Annotated in this window: 15 protein-coding genes and 1 pseudogene; 4 read left to right on the top strand and 12 right to left on the bottom strand. The window is 63.1% G+C overall.

What is annotated here, in order from left to right; genetic code table 11:
* Positions 1-268: 268 nt before the first annotated feature.
* The 3 genes and pseudogenes from JO965_RS10630 to JO965_RS10620 form a co-directional block, all read right to left on the bottom strand.
* Positions 269-2158 carry an adenylate/guanylate cyclase domain-containing protein gene (locus JO965_RS10630; RefSeq protein ID WP_203443591.1) on the bottom strand — a complete coding sequence of 630 codons (1890 nt, stop codon included), beginning with the start codon at positions 2156-2158 and terminating at the stop codon, positions 269-271.
* A 401-nt stretch (positions 2159-2559) separates the two neighbouring features.
* Positions 2560-2805 (bottom strand): annotated as a pseudogene (locus JO965_RS49320) (transposase); the annotation flags it as partial.
* 157 nt (positions 2806-2962) lie between these two features.
* The gene (locus JO965_RS10620; RefSeq protein ID WP_203443590.1) at positions 2963-4018 is read right to left on the bottom strand and encodes a methyltransferase; all 1056 of its coding nucleotides are present in this window, start codon (positions 4016-4018) and stop codon (positions 2963-2965) included.
* A gap of 585 nt (positions 4019-4603) precedes the next feature.
* On the opposite strand from JO965_RS10620, the gene JO965_RS10615 reads away from it, so the two are divergent.
* Positions 4604-5014 (top strand): cupin domain-containing protein, encoded by a 411-nt coding sequence (locus tag JO965_RS10615; protein ID WP_203443589.1) that lies wholly within the window; start codon positions 4604-4606, stop codon positions 5012-5014.
* A 142-nt stretch (positions 5015-5156) separates the two neighbouring features.
* On the opposite strand, the gene JO965_RS10610 is transcribed toward JO965_RS10615, so the two are convergent.
* The 6 genes from JO965_RS10610 to JO965_RS10590 form a co-directional block, all read right to left on the bottom strand.
* Positions 5157-5300, bottom strand: coding sequence for a hypothetical protein (locus tag JO965_RS10610; RefSeq protein WP_203443588.1), 144 nt, complete (start codon positions 5298-5300; stop codon positions 5157-5159).
* A gap of 247 nt (positions 5301-5547) precedes the next feature.
* Positions 5548-7305 (bottom strand): adenylate/guanylate cyclase domain-containing protein, encoded by a 1758-nt coding sequence (locus JO965_RS10605; RefSeq protein ID WP_203443587.1) that lies wholly within the window; start codon positions 7303-7305, stop codon positions 5548-5550.
* A 570-nt stretch (positions 7306-7875) separates the two neighbouring features.
* A complete protein-coding gene (locus tag JO965_RS49315) occupies positions 7876-8019 on the bottom strand; it encodes a winged helix-turn-helix domain-containing protein (protein ID WP_371826853.1) in 144 nt (47 codons plus the stop codon).
* A 39-nt stretch (positions 8020-8058) separates the two neighbouring features.
* Entirely contained in the window at positions 8059-8481 is a 423-nt protein-coding gene (locus JO965_RS10600) for a response regulator transcription factor (RefSeq protein WP_371826852.1), read from the bottom strand.
* A gap of 63 nt (positions 8482-8544) precedes the next feature.
* Positions 8545-9987, bottom strand: coding sequence for an SGNH/GDSL hydrolase family protein (locus JO965_RS10595; protein ID WP_203443586.1), 1443 nt, complete (start codon positions 9985-9987; stop codon positions 8545-8547).
* Positions 9988-10413: 426 nt separating this feature from the next.
* A complete protein-coding gene (locus tag JO965_RS10590) occupies positions 10414-10839 on the bottom strand; it encodes an antibiotic biosynthesis monooxygenase (RefSeq protein ID WP_246776807.1) in 426 nt (141 codons plus the stop codon).
* A 495-nt stretch (positions 10840-11334) separates the two neighbouring features.
* Between JO965_RS10590 and JO965_RS10585 the strand changes: the two genes are divergently transcribed.
* Together JO965_RS10585 and JO965_RS10580 are read left to right on the top strand one after the other, a co-directional pair.
* Entirely contained in the window at positions 11335-12147 is an 813-nt protein-coding gene (locus tag JO965_RS10585; RefSeq protein WP_203443585.1) for an alpha/beta fold hydrolase, read from the top strand.
* 692 nt (positions 12148-12839) lie between these two features.
* Positions 12840-14393 (top strand): acetolactate synthase large subunit, encoded by a 1554-nt coding sequence (locus tag JO965_RS10580; RefSeq protein ID WP_203443584.1) that lies wholly within the window; start codon positions 12840-12842, stop codon positions 14391-14393.
* 600 nt (positions 14394-14993) lie between these two features.
* On the opposite strand, the gene JO965_RS10575 is transcribed toward JO965_RS10580, so the two are convergent.
* Entirely contained in the window at positions 14994-15338 is a 345-nt protein-coding gene (locus JO965_RS10575; RefSeq protein WP_203443583.1) for a hypothetical protein, read from the bottom strand.
* Between the two features lie 216 nt (positions 15339-15554).
* Between JO965_RS10575 and JO965_RS10570 the strand changes: the two genes are divergently transcribed.
* The gene (locus tag JO965_RS10570) at positions 15555-15797 is read left to right on the top strand and encodes a hypothetical protein (protein WP_203443582.1); all 243 of its coding nucleotides are present in this window, start codon (positions 15555-15557) and stop codon (positions 15795-15797) included.
* Between the two features lie 386 nt (positions 15798-16183).
* On the opposite strand, the gene JO965_RS10565 is transcribed toward JO965_RS10570, so the two are convergent.
* Together JO965_RS10565 and JO965_RS10560 are read right to left on the bottom strand one after the other, a co-directional pair.
* On the bottom strand, positions 16184-16876 hold the full coding sequence (locus tag JO965_RS10565; protein ID WP_203443581.1) for a response regulator: 693 nt from the start codon (positions 16874-16876) through the stop codon (positions 16184-16186).
* The gene (locus JO965_RS10560) at positions 16873-18444 is read right to left on the bottom strand and encodes an ATP-binding protein (protein WP_203443580.1); all 1572 of its coding nucleotides are present in this window, start codon (positions 18442-18444) and stop codon (positions 16873-16875) included. Before JO965_RS10560 ends, JO965_RS10565 begins: the two co-directional genes overlap by 4 nt.
* Between the last annotated feature and the right edge of the window lie 644 nt (positions 18445-19088).

The following is a 19088-nucleotide window of genomic DNA, read 5'->3' as shown; positions in this document are numbered from 1 at the left end:
TCTGACAGTCGGATCGGCTGGCGCGGTACAGGCATATCCCGTCCTCGGTGACCCCCGGCACGCGGGGCTGTAAATGGGTACCGTAACTGACCAGTTGCTTGCGTCCGGACAGGTGGGACGGCCCTGCTTCGGATCATGGACGCCGTCGGAGTGTAAGAACTTACCGTCGGCTGAAGCCGGGGAGCCGCGATCCGGCATAAAGTCGCCTGCCTCACCCATCAAGAGGTCGCCGCTGCTGTCCTCTTCCGCCCGCAGTCAAGGAGCCACATCAGGATCGTGGCGCTTTCTCAAGCAACTCGACCACCTCTTGGAACCGCGGATGGCTCCGGATCGGGTCGAGATCGGAGTCGTACTGTACCCACCGTTTTCTTTCCCGCGTGGCGTGGGGCATAAGCTCCACAAGCAGGTCGATTGCTCGTTCGTGTTCGCCCACCAGCGAGCAGAAGCAGGCCACGTTGTATTTCGTCAGGCTATCGTCGGGATCGATGACCAGAGCACGTTCCGCCCACTCCTTGGCACGATCGGGCTCGCCGAGAGCGGCAAGCCCGACGGCACCCAGATATGCTGGCCTTGAGTTCTCCGGATGCAACGCCAGGTCGCGTTCTGCGCGGGCCACACCTTCCCGCGCTGCCCTTCTCATATCCTGGTCTCGCCCCAGCGCCCGCAAAGTTCCAACCAGCACGAGCAAGGCCTGATAGTCATCGGGCTTGAGATCCGCTGCACGCTGGAAGTGCCTGGCCGCCTGCTCGAGGCTCCCTTGAGCAAAGCAAGCCCTTGCAAGGAAGTAATGCGCCTCGAAGAGGTTTGGATCGAGCGTGGTGGCGCGTTCCAATTCTGCCATGGCTTCCGGATAGCGCTCTGAAAGCGAGAGAGCCAAGCCCCGCGAGGCGTGCGCCTCGGCGAGGCCACTCTCCAGATCGAGAGCCCTGGCGCTGGTGTCGAGAATGCCCTCGATCGACACATCGGTGTTGTAGTGGAGGAACAGGAACGAGTCACAGTCCGCGATCCCTGCATAGGCCCGCGCATAGTTTGGGTCGAGCTCGACCGCCTTGGCGAACATACGTTTCGCCAGAACGTAGTAGGGCCTGGAATGCCGGTGCAGGAACTGCCGACCGCGTAGGTAATATCCATAGGCTTCGACGTCGTGGGTCGGCACTTGGCCGATGGCCGATTTCTCCTCTGGCAGCAGTTTGACCTTCAACTGGTCAACGATCGAATGAGCGATCTCGTCCTGGATGGCGAAGATATCGGTGAGATCACGGTCATAGCGCTCGGCCCAGAGGTGACCGCCTTTCCTGCCGTCGACAAGCTGCGCGGTGATGCGCACACGCGAGCCGGCCTTTCGGACGCTTCCTTCCAGGATGAAGGTGACCCCGAGTTCCTGGCTCGCCTGCCGCACGTTCGCAGGTTTGTCCTTGTAGCTGAAAGCCGTGTGGTACGCGATCACGAAGAGGCCCGAGATCTTCGACAGGTCGGTGATCAGATCCTCGGTAATTCCCTCGCTGAAGTACTCCTGCTCCGGATCCCCGCTCATGTTGCTGAACGGGAGGACCGCGATCGCCGGCTTCTCGATCTCGTTTCGCTCCCACCGGTCTGCATCGGCACCGGCTGCCCGGGCTGTTGGGGCCGCTCCGAGGCACACGCTATAGGCGTGCACCGGTCTGTCGATGTTCTTGAGAAACTGGTCACCCATATCCTGGTAGTGCAGGTCAAGCCGCGTGCCGACGTTCTCCCGCACGGAGGCCGAGACAACGATTCCGCCGGGCTTCGCGATAGTCTGGAGGCGGGCAGCCACGTTGACGCCGTCCCCGTAAATGTCGTCAGCTTCGACAATCACATCGCCAAGGTTGATGCCGATGCGAAGCTCCATCCGGCGGTCCTGCGGGACGCCTGCATTGCGCTCCCTCATTCCCCGCTGGATCATGGCGGCGCAGGCAACGGCATTCACGACGCTCGGAAACTCTGCCAGAAATCCGTCGCCGACAAGCTTCACGATGCGCCCCTCATACTCGGCAATTTTGACGTCGATCAGCTCGCAGCGGTGCAGTTTCCAGGCCGCAAGCGTGCCGGCCTCGTCCAGGCGCATGAGACGGCTGTAGGTCACAACATCTCCCGCGAGGATGGCCGCCAACCGTCTGTGCACTGAGGGAGCGCTCATTTGAGACCATCCAGTCTCCGCGTCCTGACACGCTCGCGGGATGCTCGACTATTGAGATGCCCACCACACTCCAGCGGTGTCCCGGCGTCTCGCCTCGGGTGCGGCAACGCTTGCACCGATGCGCTGGTCCTGCATTCCTGCCGCTCCACTGACGAACACGGGCGTTCGCCGGATTTACGAGATACATTCAGTGCGATCCATGTAAATGCGGGGCATCCGCGATGGGTCCTCTACGCCACAAAAAAGACAGCCAAGACCTCTCTCGGGTCAGGACAGGGTGAGAATCGGGAAAGTCCACCTGTTGCCCGCTAAGCGGACCAGAGCATTCCTTCGGCTCAGTGCCAGTGCTGACCTGCGGCATCGCCGCGTGGTGCCCCGCCCCCTAAGCCGAGACCAGTCAGCTAGTCCGAGTAACCGCAGGCACTTTGAAACATGCCCAGAGCCTGGAGAAGGAAGGCCTCCTCTTGCAGGCGGATAACGCGAGTAAAGGTCTGGCCGAGGAAACCTCTCTGGCGGATGGCCAAGGCGCAGAGACGGTCCGGGCTGCGATTCTGCTTGAGGCGGCGATCCACACGGTCCTCGGCCTTGTTCTCGGGCCGGACGTGGCCGCCCGTGTACTTGCCGTCGATCTCGACCTCGCCATCAAGGACCAGCCCTACACCGATCCCAAAAGCGCTTTACGACGCGACTACCGCGACGTGAGCGACACCATCCGAGAGTTCATGCGGCAGGGTATCGTAGTGAAGACGGTCATCAACGCGATGCCCCTCGACAGGGCGACCACTGATCCCATACTGCAATACTCTATGCTGCCGGAGCAGCCTCGATGAGCGAGGCTGGCGACGCAATGGGAATGACACGGAGCAACGAGAATCCGGACTGTTCGAGCAGGCTGCGGAACTCAGCTTCCGTGCGTTCGCGGGCGCAGCCGAACATGGCCATCATCTGCATGTCGACGAGATACGTCGCCACTTGCCCGAGCGCCGGATCGGGTTCCAGGATCTGATCGCCAATCAGCAATAACGCGTGTGGGCTCATCGCGGCCCGGCAGGTTCGCAGAATGTGCAGGCAAGCCTCATCGTCCCAGTTATGCAAAACGAAAATCAGCATGTAGATGTCGGCCCCACCCGGCACGGCGTCGAAGAAACTGCCGGCTTGCGCGGAGATCCGCCCCTGCATCGTGTCCTGAGGCAGAATGGCGGTGATGACGTCCTCGCGGTCGAAGACAAGCCCACGCGCGGTGGGGAAGCGAGTCAGGATGCGGCGCAGCGTTGCGCCGTTACCGCCACCGATGTCCTCGATCAGTCCCGCGCCGGAGAAGTCATAGCCCTCGGCAATCGCTGCATGCCGGTTGTCAGGATAGTTCGCCATCATGGCGTCGAAGATGCGGGCTTCGTCCGGGTGCTGCCGCAGATAATCGAAGCGGCTCATATCCCAGGCTGCCTCATGGGGTATGCCGCCTGTCATCGCGACATCCAGCATGCCCCAAGCCCCCCAGGAACCGCGCCCGGTCCAGAAGCGGGCTGCTTGGTGCAGACTGTTCGGTGTGTCTGTCCGAAGCAGACGCGAGCGCGGTGTGTGTGCGACCTTGCCGTCCGCTGAGACCTGAAAGATCTGGAAGCTCGCCAGTGCACGCAAAACGCGCAGCATCTGCTCGGGCAGGACCGCACAGGTCGTTGCAAGCTCTTGCACTGTGAGATGGCCATCGGTCGGGATCTTGTCCGCGACCCCAAGATCGGCCACCAGCCTGAGCATGCGAGATACCTGAAATCCGCGCAAAAGCAGATCCAGCTCCTCGCGGTCTCTGTCAGGCGTGGGCAACGCCGTGGACGGGAGCGGTGAGGCAGGCGGAAACGTCATCGCAACGAACACTCCTCTGCCCTCGACAGGAGCGCCAGGAAGAACTCGGCTCGGAACAGGAACCACCAGAAGCCGAGCATACCCGCCCGCCCACGAGGAATCCAAGGGGCGGCGGAGTTCCGCACCTCCCTGAAGACACTCGGGGCTTCTCGGAGCGCCAATGAACGCGACTGCCGCCAGGATGATCTAAGCCCCCTGAGTCCCTCGGAGAACCCGACGGTGTCTTCGTAAAGACCCAGCACTGTAGCTCCCCTACTGCCCTCGGGCACTCTAACCAGCGGCAGCAGGCCAGAGGCAGCAGGCGCAGCACAAGGGTTCGCTACGGGTTTCCCAATGTTCTGGTGCCAACTTCTGAAAGCCCATATCGTAGCGCGGCGCTTGGATTTACCCGGCATTCGGCAGCAAAGGCCACCAAACACCCTGTCCCTGAAATGCTCCCGAGGATTGCTTATCGTCGTAAGCCCAGCTCCATGATCGCACGGCATTCACGGTCCCATGGTCATGCGAATGCGGACCATATTCGTTCTTTCCTTCGGGACAGCTCAGGCGCATCCTGACCTCGAGCGGGGGCAAGGGAGATCGCCTATGCCCGGCAAGTTCATACTCAAGGATGACGTCAGGCGGGACGAACTGGAGATCCTGCGGCTCGGCTGGTTGAGCAATCCGGCCTCAACAGGTGCCAGCAAGTTCACCGTGCTGGAAGGAACCTTCTTCCCCGGCAAGGGACACGGCTTCCACTACCATGCCGACCAGGAAGAGCTCATCTATGTGGTCTCCGGCATCGTCGAGCACTGGATCGAGCAGGAGAAGCGCATTCTGGGTCCGGGAGACAGCGTCTTCATGCCGCCCCGGGTCGTGCACGCTACCTTCAATATCGGCACCGATGACGCTAAGGTCGTGGCCATTCTCGGACCCTGCGTCGGCGACATGGGGGTGGAGCAGGTTGATGTCTCCGGTGAGGCGCCTTGGAACGGGCTGAGGGCCCACGCAGCCTGAAAAGAGATCGTTTGATGGCTCCGTCCTGAGGATCCTCCGTCTGGTTCCACCGGGATGGAAGACTGCCAGGCGCATCGGATCCGATCTGGCGGCGTTTCCGGATCTGGCATGGTGAGGTTGACTGCTCTCGGGGCTCCGAGCCCTACTTGACGGTTGCGATCTCGGGCAATCGCCGGTCCGTCGGCATCGCGGCCGAGATGTCCTCGATCGAGCCGGCAGAGAGCGCCTTGTAGAAGGCGTCATTGGCTACGCGCACATCATTCGCATCGGTACCAGGATCAGCCATCGAAGCCTCCTTGATCGCCACGGACAAAGCGTCGGCTACCCAGATTACACTCGGAAGCACGGTCAATCATCTCTCGCAGCTCGCGCAGTATGGCAGCAGTAGCTCGAGCAACATTCAGTCTCGCAACTATATAACCACAAGCCGCAAGCTCGCCTTATCTGCAATGCCCCTCCGAAAGTCGTCGCGACATGCTGCCGGGAACGCCCCTCACCGGGAAGCGATCGGTTCTCGAGGTCAATCCAACCCGTCAATCCAGGCCGGCTCGGGCAAGTCCCTCGATCAGGCGCGCCCGATCCTCGGCGCGGACGAAACAAGATGCTGCTTCGACCGCGTCCCGTGAGATGTCAGGGACCAGCGACTTGAGCCGCCCGAGCAAATCCGTGGCAGCCTCGTGGTTGTCCAGAAGTCCGGCACAGACCGTGCCGATGATCAGCGGATATGCATGGCCGGACCGCAAGCGATGCGCCTCCCGTGCATAACTCAATCCAAGCTCGTAATTCGCGCCCTGGAAGTAAGCCATGGCGTAGTAGAACTGAAAGTCGCCGAGAAAAGCCTCGCGCGGACTCAGTCTGAGGGCGTAGTCGATGCAGGGAATGGCCTCCGCCGCGCGGCCCCCGTTGGCATGCGCAAGTCCCAACTGGCCGTGGGCAAACGCGGAGTTGGGGTTGATCGCGACAGCCTGGCTGACCGCTGCCATCGTCAGGGCATCGTCACGCATCGCATAGGCTATCATCGTCTGCGCAAGGTAAGCCCACGGTTCCTTGTCGTCCGCGGCAATGGCCTGTTGGACGACATCCCCGGCAAGGGCCAGGGCGTATCCCATGTCCTCCCACCCCTGGAACGCGCGCCACATCGTAATCCAACCTTTCATGGCGAGCGCCTGGGCATAATCGGGAGCCAGCCCGATCGCCCGATCGAGCAGAGGGAGCATCTTTTGGCTGCTTTCCTTAGACAACTGGGAACACAGGAACCTCGCCCGCACGACACATTCCCAGGCATCGAGGCCATGATGCGGCTTGGGGCTTTCGCGGGCATGCTCTGCCGCCATGAGTTCAGGCCCGATACGGCCGACAATGCTTGCGGTGATTTCGTCCTGAATGACGAAGATGTCGCCGAGGTCGCCGTCGTACCTCTCGGCCCAGAGATGGGCTTCGGAGGCCGCATCGATGAGCTGCGCAGTCACCCTGATGCGGTTGCCGGACTTGCGGACACTCCCCTCGAGAACATAGCGGATCCCGAGTTCGCGGCCGATGGCGCGCACATCCACGGTCTTTCCCTTGTAGGTGAACATCGTGTTGCGGGCGATCACGAAGAAGCCCTTGAGCTTGGACAGCGCGGTGATGATGTCCTCGGTGAGCCCATCGCTGAAGAAGTCCTGCTCCGGGTCGGCGCTCATGGCGTTGAACGGCAGCACGGCAATGGATGGTCGGTCCGGAAGTGCGGGCCTGGGCGATGCCGTTCGTGCGGTCGTCCCTTCCGGAAGGGGGCGGTACAGTCGCACCGGCCGCTCCATGTTCTTGAGCGCGCGTTCGCCGAGGTACTCGTAGTCGCAGTCAAGCTTGCCCTGGAGGTGATCGTACGCCGTGCCGGAAATGCAAAGGCTGCCTGGATCCGCCAGGGTCTGAAGGCGGGCCGCGATGTTGACACCATCGCCGTAGAGATCCCCATCCACCTCGTGGATCACATCACCGAGATTGACGCCGATCCGGAAGATGATGCGTCGCTCCGTCGGGATATCGGCCTGATTCTCGGCAACGCCCTTCTGGATGGCGAGCGCGCACGCGACGGCATCGACGACCGAGCCGAACTCCACAAGCGCACCGTCGCCCATCAGCTTGACAATACGGCCCTGATGCTCGGCCAGCAGCGGATCGATCACTTCCCGGCGCAGAACCTTCAGGGCCGACAACGTCCCAGCCTCGTCATGTTCGACGAGGCGGGAATAGCCGACGACGTCAGCGGCCAGGATCGCGGCCAGCCGCCGCTCCGCTCTTGCAGTCGCCATGGCTGTCTCTCCCTCAGGAGATCCGCCGGATGAAGCCTGGGCGATTGACGCGACATGCACCATCCGGCTGCCCGACACCGCGACCGTGCTGGTTCATGATACCACTGAGACGGTCATGTGGCGACGCTTCACGAGAGAGCCGCCTTCGACAGGAACAGGATCCGCGAAGCGGTCACTGCAAAGGTCTGTTGCGGTCCAATGGAAGGACAGGGGCATTCGAAGGAAGGTCCGTTTTCGGGACTTCGAGCCCGCCGTCGCGCTGAACTTGCCGAAGCGGTTTCTTCCGTCGTCGGCGGTGGGAACAATCGCTCCGTCAGCCACGTGTCCCAACCTCAGGATGGTCCGGAGTGGATCAGGCCATGAAATTCGCGGCCCTTGAGGAGTGTCTGGTTACGCGAGGATTGCTGCCTTCGGACGTAGGCTCAGGAGTGCCATGAACAGACCTTCCCGGTTCACAAGTTCATGTGGCACCCAAATTGAAATATCGCTGGTTGCGCAAAGTAGCAGAACTGTCAGTCAGGCTGGGTGAGACGGGGGCTGGGGCGCCGCCGCCTGCAAGTCGATCCAGCTTCAATCATCGGTCCGCAGCCGATAGCCGATTCCGGTTTCGGTTTCGGTTTCGGTCAGGATGTAGTGCGGCTGCTCCGGGTCCGGCTCCAGCTTCTGGCGCAGGGAGCGCACGTAGATACGCAGGTACTGCACGTCCCCCTTCATCCCCCAAACCTTCTCCATGATGGCCCGATGGGTGAGCACTTAGCCGGCATGCATCACCAGCAGGCGCAGAATGTCCCATTCCTTGTTCGTCAGCCCCACCTCCCGGCCGCCCACCCGCACGAGCCCGCGCGTGAGGTCCACGGTCAGGTCGCCGCTCCTGAACACCGGCTCGGCCCCCTGCTCCCGGACCTGTCGGCGAAGCACCGAGCGGATCCGCGCCACCAGCTCGGCCATGCCGAACGGCTTGGTCACGTAGTCGTCGGCCCCAAGATCGAGGGCCTCGACCTTCTCGGCCTCGCCGTTGCGGCTCGAGAGCACGATGATCGGCACCCGCGAGCCCGAGCCGCGCAGGCGGCGGATCACCTCGACGCCGTCGAGATCTGCCAGGCCGAGATCAAGCAGGAGGACATCAGGGTTCCCGGGCGAGCATCCCCAGGACCGCGTGGCCCGTTTCCGCCTCAAGGCTGCCCTTCACCTTCAGGGTATACCTTCGAGACCTGATTGGGCTTGATCCGCCCGGCCCGCTCACACCAGTCCCCACAGGTCCCCGTCCCGCAGCCGCGCCGCGGCGGTCGTGCCCTGGCTGGCGGCCGCGAGGCCGGCGAAGAGCTTTAGGGTGTCATCGACATAGACTTCGAGGCGCTCGACCTCGCGCACCGTCACGCCGATCGAGAGCGCCGTCTCCGCGCCGGGCACGAAGGCCCGCACCTCGGCCTGGAAGGCGGCTGAGTCGTAGACGCTTTGGGAGACCTCCAGCCGCAGCGTGTCGGTCCCCGTCCCGCCGATGATTGTATCCAAACCGCTCAGGGCGTCATCGGTGATGATCAGGAGGTCGTTGCCGGTGCCACCGCTGGCGCTGTCGAGGCCGACGCCGAGGAGCAGGATGTCATGGCCGTCGCCGCCGCTGGCGGTGTCATTACCCGCGTTGCCGGCAAGGAGGTCACTGCCGAGGGAGCCCGTGAGCACGTCATTGCCGCGGCCGCCGATGACGAGGTCGGACCCGTCGCTGCCACTGACGGTGTCATTGCCGATGCCGGCAAGGACGACATCGTTGCCGGCTCCCGCGAGGACCGAGTCGTTGCCCAGGCCCGCCACCACGAAGTCCGCGCCGGAGATACCGCTCACGACATTGTTGGCATCCCCGCGGAATGTGACACGGTCGGCCCGCAAGGTCGCCTCGGCAAAGGCCGCGAGGATGCCGTGGCCGGCGGCCGAGGGATGGACCGGGTCGAAGAAGGCGACCTCGTCGGGATCGAACTGGATCGTGGCCCCATTCCGCACGGGCCTGTCGTCTTCGTCGAGAAGGTAGAGGGGGGCGTCGTATGCCTTCAGGCCGAAGGTCTCGATTTCGCCGCGGACCTCGTGGAGGAGGCGCTCGACGTCGACGATGGTGGTCGGCACGCCGGCACTGTCGTAGGCAGCCTTGAGCGTCAGCAGGCGGTCATTGTGGGCGTCGATCATCGTGTCCTCGGCCGCCAGCTCGGCGGGGGACAGGAGCTGCCAGCGGGGAATCTGCGAGGAGAGCGGCAGGTTGAAGAGGATGAGTTCGTCGACGCCCCGGCGCGCCAGCCGCCCGGCCGCGTCATCGATGCGCTCGATCACCCTGTTGACGATCGTCGGATCGTTCGGGTTGACGTCGTGATAGTCGTTGCCGCCGATGAAGATCACGGCGGCACTGCCGCTCGGCGCGCCGAACAGGTAGCCGATCTCGAATTCCGTGACCTGGGCATCGAGGCCAATGACGTACTGCTGCGGCTCCGACGGCACGGCGTTTGCGCCGCCATAGGCGTAGTTGTTGGATCGGACGCCGAAGTCCTGGAGTTCCTGGGTCAGCACCTGGGCGTAGACGAGGCCGTTGGTAAAGCGGCCGCCTTCATAGGGCGGGTCAGGCCGAAACGGTTCTAGCAGACGCCCTTCATCGGTGATGCTGTCGCCAAAGAACAAAAGCCTCCGGAAATCGATCGACATGTCCGCCTCCGATGCCGCCGCGAGCGCGCCCGCGTCACAGCGATTTGCTCACCCTGCGCCGGATTTTGGGCAGGATCAGGCCTGCGCGCCTCCCCAATAGGGGTTAGGGCGAGACCAACGCGCATGAGGAACCAGCCTCGTGAATTTCGCGGAAGGTATGTGTGGACGGCGTTTATGGAATGGGCTTGGGGTTCAGGCGCTGGGCGGTCAGCCCTTGCGCTGGAAACTGAGCCTCGTGGGCCGATTCACGTTCGAGGGACGATGTCCATCAGGAACGAGTAGCTCACGATGGCCAGCATCACTGTCACGAGGATGATGGTGCCTGCCTGCTCCTCAAAACTGTCGCCGGCCATCCCTGCTCTTGGCAGGATCCCCTGCGGGGATGCGAGCCGGACAACCGACTCGCTTGTCGAGGAATGCCTGAGGTCAGGCGGCCGTTGCCCCTTGGCCCGGAACGCTCACGACGACCTCGCCCATGGTCACTTCGGGCTCACCCTCATAGAAGTCGCTGATGTTGTCCTTGATCCAGGCCATGGCGCGCCGATGCGCCTCCTGCACTGCGTCCTGGGTATCGAACAGGCTGATCGAAACGCCGACGTCGTTGCCGCCATTCACGACATAGTAGCCCCGGAACCCAGGCGATTGCCGCAGGATCGGCGCGAGGCCGGCCTCGGCCCGCCGGGCGACCTCATCAACCGAACGCATTTTGTTGAACTTGCGGATCACGGCATACATGAGAGCCTCCCGTTCGAGAACGCCCCGCAGCCGAGCGCAGCATACCACGAATGCCCCTAGGTCATAGCGGATGAAGTCCCCGGTGTTTCCTTGGCCTGCGCGAGGTGGCAATGCCACTTGGCCACTCATCGCGCCAACGGTCTCCCTGATCCGAGTGCAGTTCACGGGCCAGCAGCGTGCGCATGATCTCGACAAACAACCAGTCAAACCCATCCGGTCCGCAGCAGGCCTGCTGGAACTCCGGAACGGCAAAGTCCGGAATGGGTCGAGCCTGTGTCAAAACCCAAAGCAGCCTGATCTCAACGAAATGTTTGTACAATTCGACGCCCTTACACTGGGAAATCCTCGGCTCGTTTAAACCTGCAAGACATAAAGCTGCCCTTGGCAAGGCCCCGTCAGCGTTTTGGCACACTCTCGGTCACCCCAGGAACCTGCAAGTGCCTTGGGACAGTCTGCTGCTCCACACATGAGCGGACGTTCGGCGTATTTCAGGGAAGTGCCAGAGGGCGACAATCCTAATCTTACGTAGAGCGGAACCATCCAGATCCGTTGAAGGCTGAACAGGCAGGCCACCATTGCTCGTCTTCTCTCCCCCACGGTACACTGGCGGCCATGTCAACCGATCTGCGGTTCGCGAAATATCACCTGCCGTCTGGCCTTGGCCTGCATGTGGCCGAGCAGGGGCCGGAGGACGGCCGGGCCGTGCTGATGCTGCACGGCTATTCCGACTCCTGGGTATCCTTCAGCCGCATTCTCCCGCTCCTCCCGGCGGACTGGCATATGATCGTCCCGGACCAGCGCGGGCATGGAGATTCGGACCGACCCATTGATGGCTATGCGCCCGCCGATCTAGCCAGAGACGCCATCCAGCTCATAGACCTGCTCGGCATCGCAGAGGCCGCCGTGGTCGGCCATTCGATGGGGAGCTTCATCGCCCGCGCAGTCGCGGCTCAAGCTCCCCAGCGCGTTGAACGCTTGGTCCTCGTTGGCTCGGCCGCGACAGCGTGCAACCCGATCACTCAGGACCTGCTGCGGGAGGTCGAGGCGCTCGACGATCCTATCGGCGAGGACTTCGTCCGTGCCTTCCAGGCCAGCACCATCCACCGCCCGGTGCCGGCGGCGTTCTTCGAGCGAATCGTGGCCGAGAGCCTGAAGCTCCCGGCGCGGGTCTGGAAGGCCGCGCTGTCTGGCCTTCTCGCGGCCGATCCCGAACCGGATCTCGCCCGGATCCGCTGCCCGGTTCTGATCCTGGGCGGCGACCGCGACGGCGTCTTCTCGCGGGACGAGCAGGAGCACCTCGCCACGCGCATCCCCGGCGCGATAGTCAAGATCAGCGCCGAGATCGGCCATGATCCCCAGTGGGAGGCGCCGGACGATGTCGCGCTCGATCTGCTCGCGTTCCTCCAAAGCCCGAACACTCGGTAGGGGCGTGGACGCTTTCGGGTGCGCATCGGCACTCAAGCCTAGCTGCTCTTCTGATTTGAACACGCAAGGTCTGTATGGGGCCACGGAAGGAAATTGCCGATCCTTCAGGGACGTCTGCTGTTCCTTTCTTGAGCCGACGTTTGGTTTACTTCCGCCCCGTGCCAGTTTAGGACCTTTGCATCGCGGTCAGAATGGAAGTTTGTAGGGGGATTTTCAGGGGCACCCGAAAGGTTATCGGGACGGGCTCAAACTTCCCAGGCTCCCGCACGCGGGAGCCAAAGTAACCTCGTGCAGAGCGGCAGTTGGCTCGCGTAGGCATGTTCTGCGCAGTTACTGCCTCCTATCAACAGTTGTGGCGGGATCAATCAGGCATCGTGACAGGACCAGGGTTCGTGGCTGCGCTACCATAGGCTGATGAGATATCCCATGATCGACGCAAGGATGACATCGACGGGCCATCCGGTAAGCGATGCACTCTGGCTGGAACTCCACTTCCAAGTTGCCCGAGCTGAGTACGAGGAGGCCCAAGTCTTCGTCATCACATAAGGGCGTGTTCTGGCCTGACGCAGGGCCTTTCAGGCCATGGCAGAACAGGACTTGGAAAGCCGCCGAATGGCATGCGCACGGCTTCCCGACCGGAGGGATACGATCCCCCTCGGCTCCTGGGCCGAGATACGACAAGCGAGGACGATATGAACGGTGCCGACCGCCTGTGTGACGTGCTGCTCGCGAACGACGTGGACGTCTGCTTTGCCAATCCCGGAACCTCCGAGATGCATTTCGTGGCGGCGCTCGACCGCAAGCCGCGGATGCGCTGCGTGCTCGGCCTGTTCGAGGGCGTGGTCACTGGCGCCGCCGACGGCTACGCCCGAATGGCCGACAGGCCGGCCGCCACTCTCCTCCATCTGGGACCCGGGCTCGCCAACGGGCTCGCCAATCTCCATAATGCACGGCGCGCCCATACGCCGATGATCAACGTGGTCGGCGATCACGCCACCTATCATCTCCAACATGATGCACCGCTGACGAGCGATATCGAGAGCCTCGCCCGACCGATGTCGCACTGGGTCCGGCGGATCGCCGATGCCGAGAGCGTCGGGCCGGATACGGCCGCAGCCTATCAAGCGACCATGTCCCTGCCGGGCATCACGACCCTGATCCTGCCCGCCGATGCCGCCTGGGGCGCGGTGTCGGAGAGGCCGATCCAGCGGACTGTAGTCCCCAAGCCGGAGCCCTTGGCGGCAGAGGCGGTCCTGGCAGCGGCGAACGCCGTCCGCTCGGGCCGGCGCGCAGCCCTCATGCTCACCAGCCGGGCCCTGCGGGCGGATGCGCTCGAAATTGCCGGCCGCATCGCTGAAGCTACAGGGCTGCGGCTGACCGCCCAAGCATTCAACGGACGCATTGAGCGCGGCGTCGGCCGCGTCCCGGTCGCGCGGGTTCCCTATCCGATCGATCTGGCGCTGGAGATGCTGCGTGACGTCGAGGTGCTGATCCTTGTCGGCGCTGAGGTGCCGGTAGCCTTCTTCGCCTATCCGGGCAAGCCCGGGCGGCTCGTGCGTGACGATTGCGAGGTGATCGAGCTGGCACAGCTCGGGCAGGACCTCAAGGGGGCTCTCGCCTGGCTTGCAGACGAACTCGGGGTGCGGCCGGATAGGCCGGCGCCCATCCTCCGGTCCGCTGCTCTCGCAGACCCGCTGCCGGCGGGGCGTTTGACCGCGGATGCAATCTCGCGCGTCGTCGCCCGAATGATGCCGGAGAACGCCATCATTTGCGACGAGGCCATCACATCGGGCCGACAGTTCTTCGCCCTATCGCAGGACAGTGTGCCACATGATTACCTGCACATCACCGGCGGCTCCATCGGCATCGGCATCCCGCTTGCGGCTGGCGCGGCGATCGCCTGCCCCGATCGCAAGGTCATCGGCCTCCAGGCTGACGGCAGCGGCATGTACACGGTACAGGGGCTGTGGACGCAGGCGCGTGAAAACCTCGATGTGATCACCATTGTGTTCGCGAACCGCGCCTATGCGATCCTCCAGGGCGAGATGCGCAATGTCGGCGTGAACGAGTTCGGCCGCAATGCGCAGCGCATGCTCACCGTCGACGAGCCGGCGCTCGACTGGCTTGCGATGGCGAGGGGCCTGGGCGTAGAGGCAGGACGCGCCAGCACGGTTGAGGAGTTCGTGCGGCTCTTCGAGGGCGCTCTGTTGCGCCGCGGCCCCTTTCTCATCGAAGCCGTCCTCTGATGTGTCTCCGAGGCGGGGCCTCCCCGGCCTGACCCAGAGGCTTGAACATTTAGAACACTGACCCGAAGGCCGATAACAGATCTCCACCCACGGTTTGCCTCCAACCCATGGACTATTGGACGTCTGCAACGGGTCAAAGTATAACGTCAAAGTATAACATTGAGCGGATCAAAGGAAAGTCCGCTCAGCGCGCAATCGCGGAACTTGGGATAAGGTCAGCCCAGTGCCATTAGCGGTCCTTCCAACCCGAGCCGCCGGCACATGAACACCTCCGGCCTTCGCCATGTCGGTTACGTCTGTTTCAGTCCCAGGTACGCAACACATTGACCAGCAAGGTGAAGGCAGGCGCGGATTCGTACCGGGACGGATCGCATGAACGCCTCTGTTCCGATGCGGCGCAACCCGCGACATGGGCGCTCACGCCTCGTCTTGGGTCCTAAAGTGGCAAGCCATTGGCTCATTGGGGCAAACTGCGACGGCCGATTCTCGTAATCTGGAAGCCGCCGCCTGGCAGACCGGGCACGGCAGGCGTCGAGTTTGCGGGCGCCTTAACCGGATCGGAGACCGGCATCGTCGTGAGGACCTCATGAGGAGGAGAACTCACACGCCCTTGGCTCTGGAGGAGCTTTCTTGAAGTCTTGCCGATCTGGCATTCAAGGTGCGCTGGATGCGCCGAAGCTCCTCTTGGAGGAACTCAAGCCGAGTCAACAACTCGGCATCGGTCAGTTGGGGTGAGGCGCTGTCGCCCTGACACGGCTGTGGGCGCAGGACACAGTGAATCTTCTCCAGGGTGGAGGGGCCGATGTCGGGCGTTGCCAACCAGTGGCGATCGGAGATTTGGGAGACTTCCTGAACAGTGGGCCAGCGCCCCTGAAACTCGTGTAAGATCGCTCTGCGCACCCGGGGCGGAATGGCGTCGAGAGGAAAGAACTCATCCTGCTGCATGTGACATCCTTCAACTCAAGATGTCCGGCCAAGGCAAAAGAGAAATCCGGGCCTGCACAGGGCGAGACAAGGACATTTTTTAGTCTTCCACCGGCAATATCCGTTTGAGAGACTGGTCCAATACCAATGCGTCACGGATCAGCAGCGTCTGTGCGAGCATCCAGCGTGAAATAGCGTACGGATTCACTGGGTCTATATTGAACAGAGAACGACAATATGCCTAATGACAGGAGCCGCTGGGACGCTGTTCGTCTTGGTACGTACGGCGGATTGCTTGGCATGCTCCTGGCGATCATGGAACAATTCTGTCATGCCTTCTGCCCGCCTTCATGGCACTATGTCCCTGAAGGCGACTTGCTCCCGCACGTTCTGATGGAAGTCTTTGTCTTTGCCGTTGCCGGGGCAGCTTTGCTCGCCACCACCGCCATGATCCGGAACTGGCTCATCCGCGAGACTTGAGCCCGAGGAACCCCTTCAAGGACTGCACCTTGAGAGATCGCCGTGCGCTCACCCTTCTGCCAGCCAATAGTGGCCCAGCAGGATGACGAGCGATGCCTACCGAACGGCACTAAGGCGCAATCTCGGCCTTCCCCAACGTCGCCGAGCAGTCGCCGACCTGCCTGAGCCCTGTCGCGTGCCCGCAGCCACATGGCAGTGCTCTCAGCAGCACAGGATCCGATCCCATCATCGCACCCAAGCTGGATTATTGATGGCTGTCGCGATTGATTTGTCACCGGACAGGATAGGTCAGGAAAGCAGTCCGGTTTCAGGATGCTCACACTCACATGGTTGCGGTCATTCCAGCAGGGGCGAGGCCCATCTTCAGCTCGAGCGCCACTCCGGCCTCAGTCGTCGGTCCGCAGCCGATAGCCGATGCCGGTTTCGGTCAGGATGTGGCGCGGCTGCTCCGGGTCCGGCTCCAGCTTCTGGCGCAGGGAGCGCACGTAGATACGCAGGTACTGCACGTCCCCCTTCGTTCCCCAGACCTCCCGCATGATCGCCCGGTGGGTGAGCACCGTGCCGGCGTTCCTCACCAGCAGGCGCAGAATGTCCCATTCCTTGTTCGTCAGCCCCACCTCCCGGCCGCCCACCCGCACGAGCCCGCGCGTGAGGTCCACGGTCAGGTCGCCGCTCCTGAACACCGGCTCGGCCCCCTGCTCCCGGACCTGTCGGCGAAGCACCGAGCGGATCCGCGCCACCAGCTCGGCCATGCCGAACGGCTTGGTCACGTAGTCGTCGGCCCCAAGATCGAGGGCCTCGACCTTCTCGGCCTCGCCGTTGCGGCTCGAGAGCACGATGATCGGCACCCGCGAGCCCGAGCCGCGCAGGCGGCGGATCACCTCGACGCCGTCGAGGCCGGGCAGCCCCAGGTCGAGCAGAACGACGTCGGGCGGCTCGCGCGCCAGCATGTCCAGGGCTGTCTGCCCGCTCGCGGCCTCGAGGATGCGGTAGCCATGGCCCGCGAGGGTGGTGCGCAGGAGACGGCGGATGGAGGGTTCGTCATCGACGACCAGGATGGAGGCGCTCCCGGCGTTCACGGATCGCTGGCCTTGACTGCGGAGAAGAGGGCCTCCGGGAAGGTGATGGTAAAGACCGCCCCCGGCCCGCCCGCCCGGTTGGCGGCCCGGATCCTGCCACCGAGCGCCGCGACGAAGCCGCGGCAGATCGCAAGCCCCAGCCCCGTGCCGGGCGCCGGCCGGTCCCAGCCGCACGCCCGGCGGAACATTTCGAACACCTGCTCGGGATCACCGGGCGGGAGGCCCGGCCCCTCGTCGGCGACCGCGACGGCAACGCCCCCGGCCTCCTGGTGCGCCCTGAGCGTGATGGGCGAGGCCGCCGGCGCGTACTTGGCGGCGTTGTCGAGCAGGTTCACCAGCACGTGCTCCAGCAGGCCGGCATCCAGGTCGAGCAGGGGCAGGTCCAGGTCGAGGTCGACCTCAAGCGGGTGGCTACCCAGCACCGGGGCGGCCTGCCGAAGGGCCGAGCCGATCACCTCGCCAAGGTCGACGGGCTGGCGGTCGGGGACGATGGCGCCTGCTTCCAGGCGGGTCATGTGGAGCAGGTTCGTCACGAAGCGGCTGAGCCGCTCGGCCTCGTCCTGGATCATGCTCTCCAGCTCGTCACGGGCCATCTTGCCGTAGAGGTCCCGGTCCTGCCGCAAGGCGGTGATCGCGCCCAGGATCGACGCGAGCGGCGTCTTCAGGTCGTGCGAGAGCGCGGTGAGCAGGGCCGCGCGCAGCCGCTCGGTCTCCGCCGCCAGGCGGGCCTCGTCCCGCTCCCGCCCGAACCGGATGCGCTCGATCGCGACGGCGGCTTGGCTGAGGAGGGCCTCAAGGGTCTTCTGCCGGTCGCCCGTCAGGAGGCTTTCATTTCTTGCATTGCGCGTCGCGCGTCGCGCGATCCCGACCCGGCCGATCACCGCGTCGTTCGTCCGCAGGTCCAGAAACCGGACGTCGGCGCGCCGGACGCCAGGATCACCATCCGCTGACGCCTCGATCTCCCGCCAGGATGAGGTGCTTGCCCGAACCGCGAGTTGTCCCGTCGCACCAGGCAGCAGCAGCACGGCCTCGAGATCGAGCATCGTGGCGATCTGCTGCACCGTGGCCTGAAGCAGCTCGTCCAGATCCGTGATCGTCGCGATCCGCTGGCTGTAGGCGTAGAGCGCCTCGGCCGTGGCCGCGCATTGCTGGGCCGCGAATGTCTCGGCGCGGATCCGTGCGGCCAGGTAGCTGGCAATGACCGCAGCCAGTAGGAAGACTGAAAACGTGGCGACGTTCTCCGGACGTATTGGCTTGAATGCGTAGAGCGGCGGGACGAAGAAGAAGTCGTAGGCCAGCGCGCTGACGGCGGCGCAGGCGAGCGAGAGCCATAGTCCACACCGGATCGCTACGGCCCCGATCGCGAGGAGGAAGATGGTGTCGATGACATCGACGCCGACGACATCCTCCGCGAGCAGCGTGGAACCGAGTGTGCCGACGAACACCGCCAGCGCAATTCCGAAAGGCCATGGACCGGATGGCAGTTCCCGAAAGAAGCCTTGGAAGCCTTCCGCCAAGGGAACGTCACGGTTGATGGGTCCGGCAGCCCTGCTGTCGGCATCGCGCATGGGTCTTCATCTCCACCCATGGCCGATGCTGGGAACCGCGCGCCTCAACGAAGTCCCGCACCCTTTTCGCGTGGCACCGCAAGCAAACGGCCTGCAAATGAACCGTCTGGAACGAGACGACCTCAGCAGAAGACCTACGCTCTCGATGTAAAAGCGTTCCACGCGAGGACGCCCGCGCGGAGGCAAAATATAAATCTCATATAAAAGAGGCCCACGTGGTCCTCCAGCGGTTGCTGCGGGGAGATGCACGCAATAGGTTCACGACCGTCGAAGCCGATCCATGCGGCCTAGGAGAACGGGCCGCAGCGGCGGGTCCGTAGCACCGCAATGCTGCTATTTCCCGCATGCTGAGGGACATTATCCGGCGTTGCGAAGATAAAGTGCGCCCATACGGCATGTTTTACTTCCCAAATATAGAATATTTGTGGCAATTTTCAGAAATAAAGCAAATAATTTAATCATTGTCTCAAGTATATACTTAGCAATAACATATGTTTTTCTATACCATCATATAATACTTATTTTCCATACTAGTTAATCTGGTTCTGTTGCTATCGCAGAGGCAAGGGCGCAAAATATCCTTCCGCGATATCAGTACGCATGCTCCAGTGATCATGTTGGAGGAACGTATATTCAAGTACTCG

The organism is Microvirga sp. VF16 (genome assembly GCF_016864375.1).
Classification (GTDB): domain Bacteria; phylum Pseudomonadota; class Alphaproteobacteria; order Rhizobiales; family Beijerinckiaceae; genus Microvirga.
Note: the sequence above shows the minus strand (reverse complement) of the source record. Positions and strands in the feature narration are given on the sequence as shown.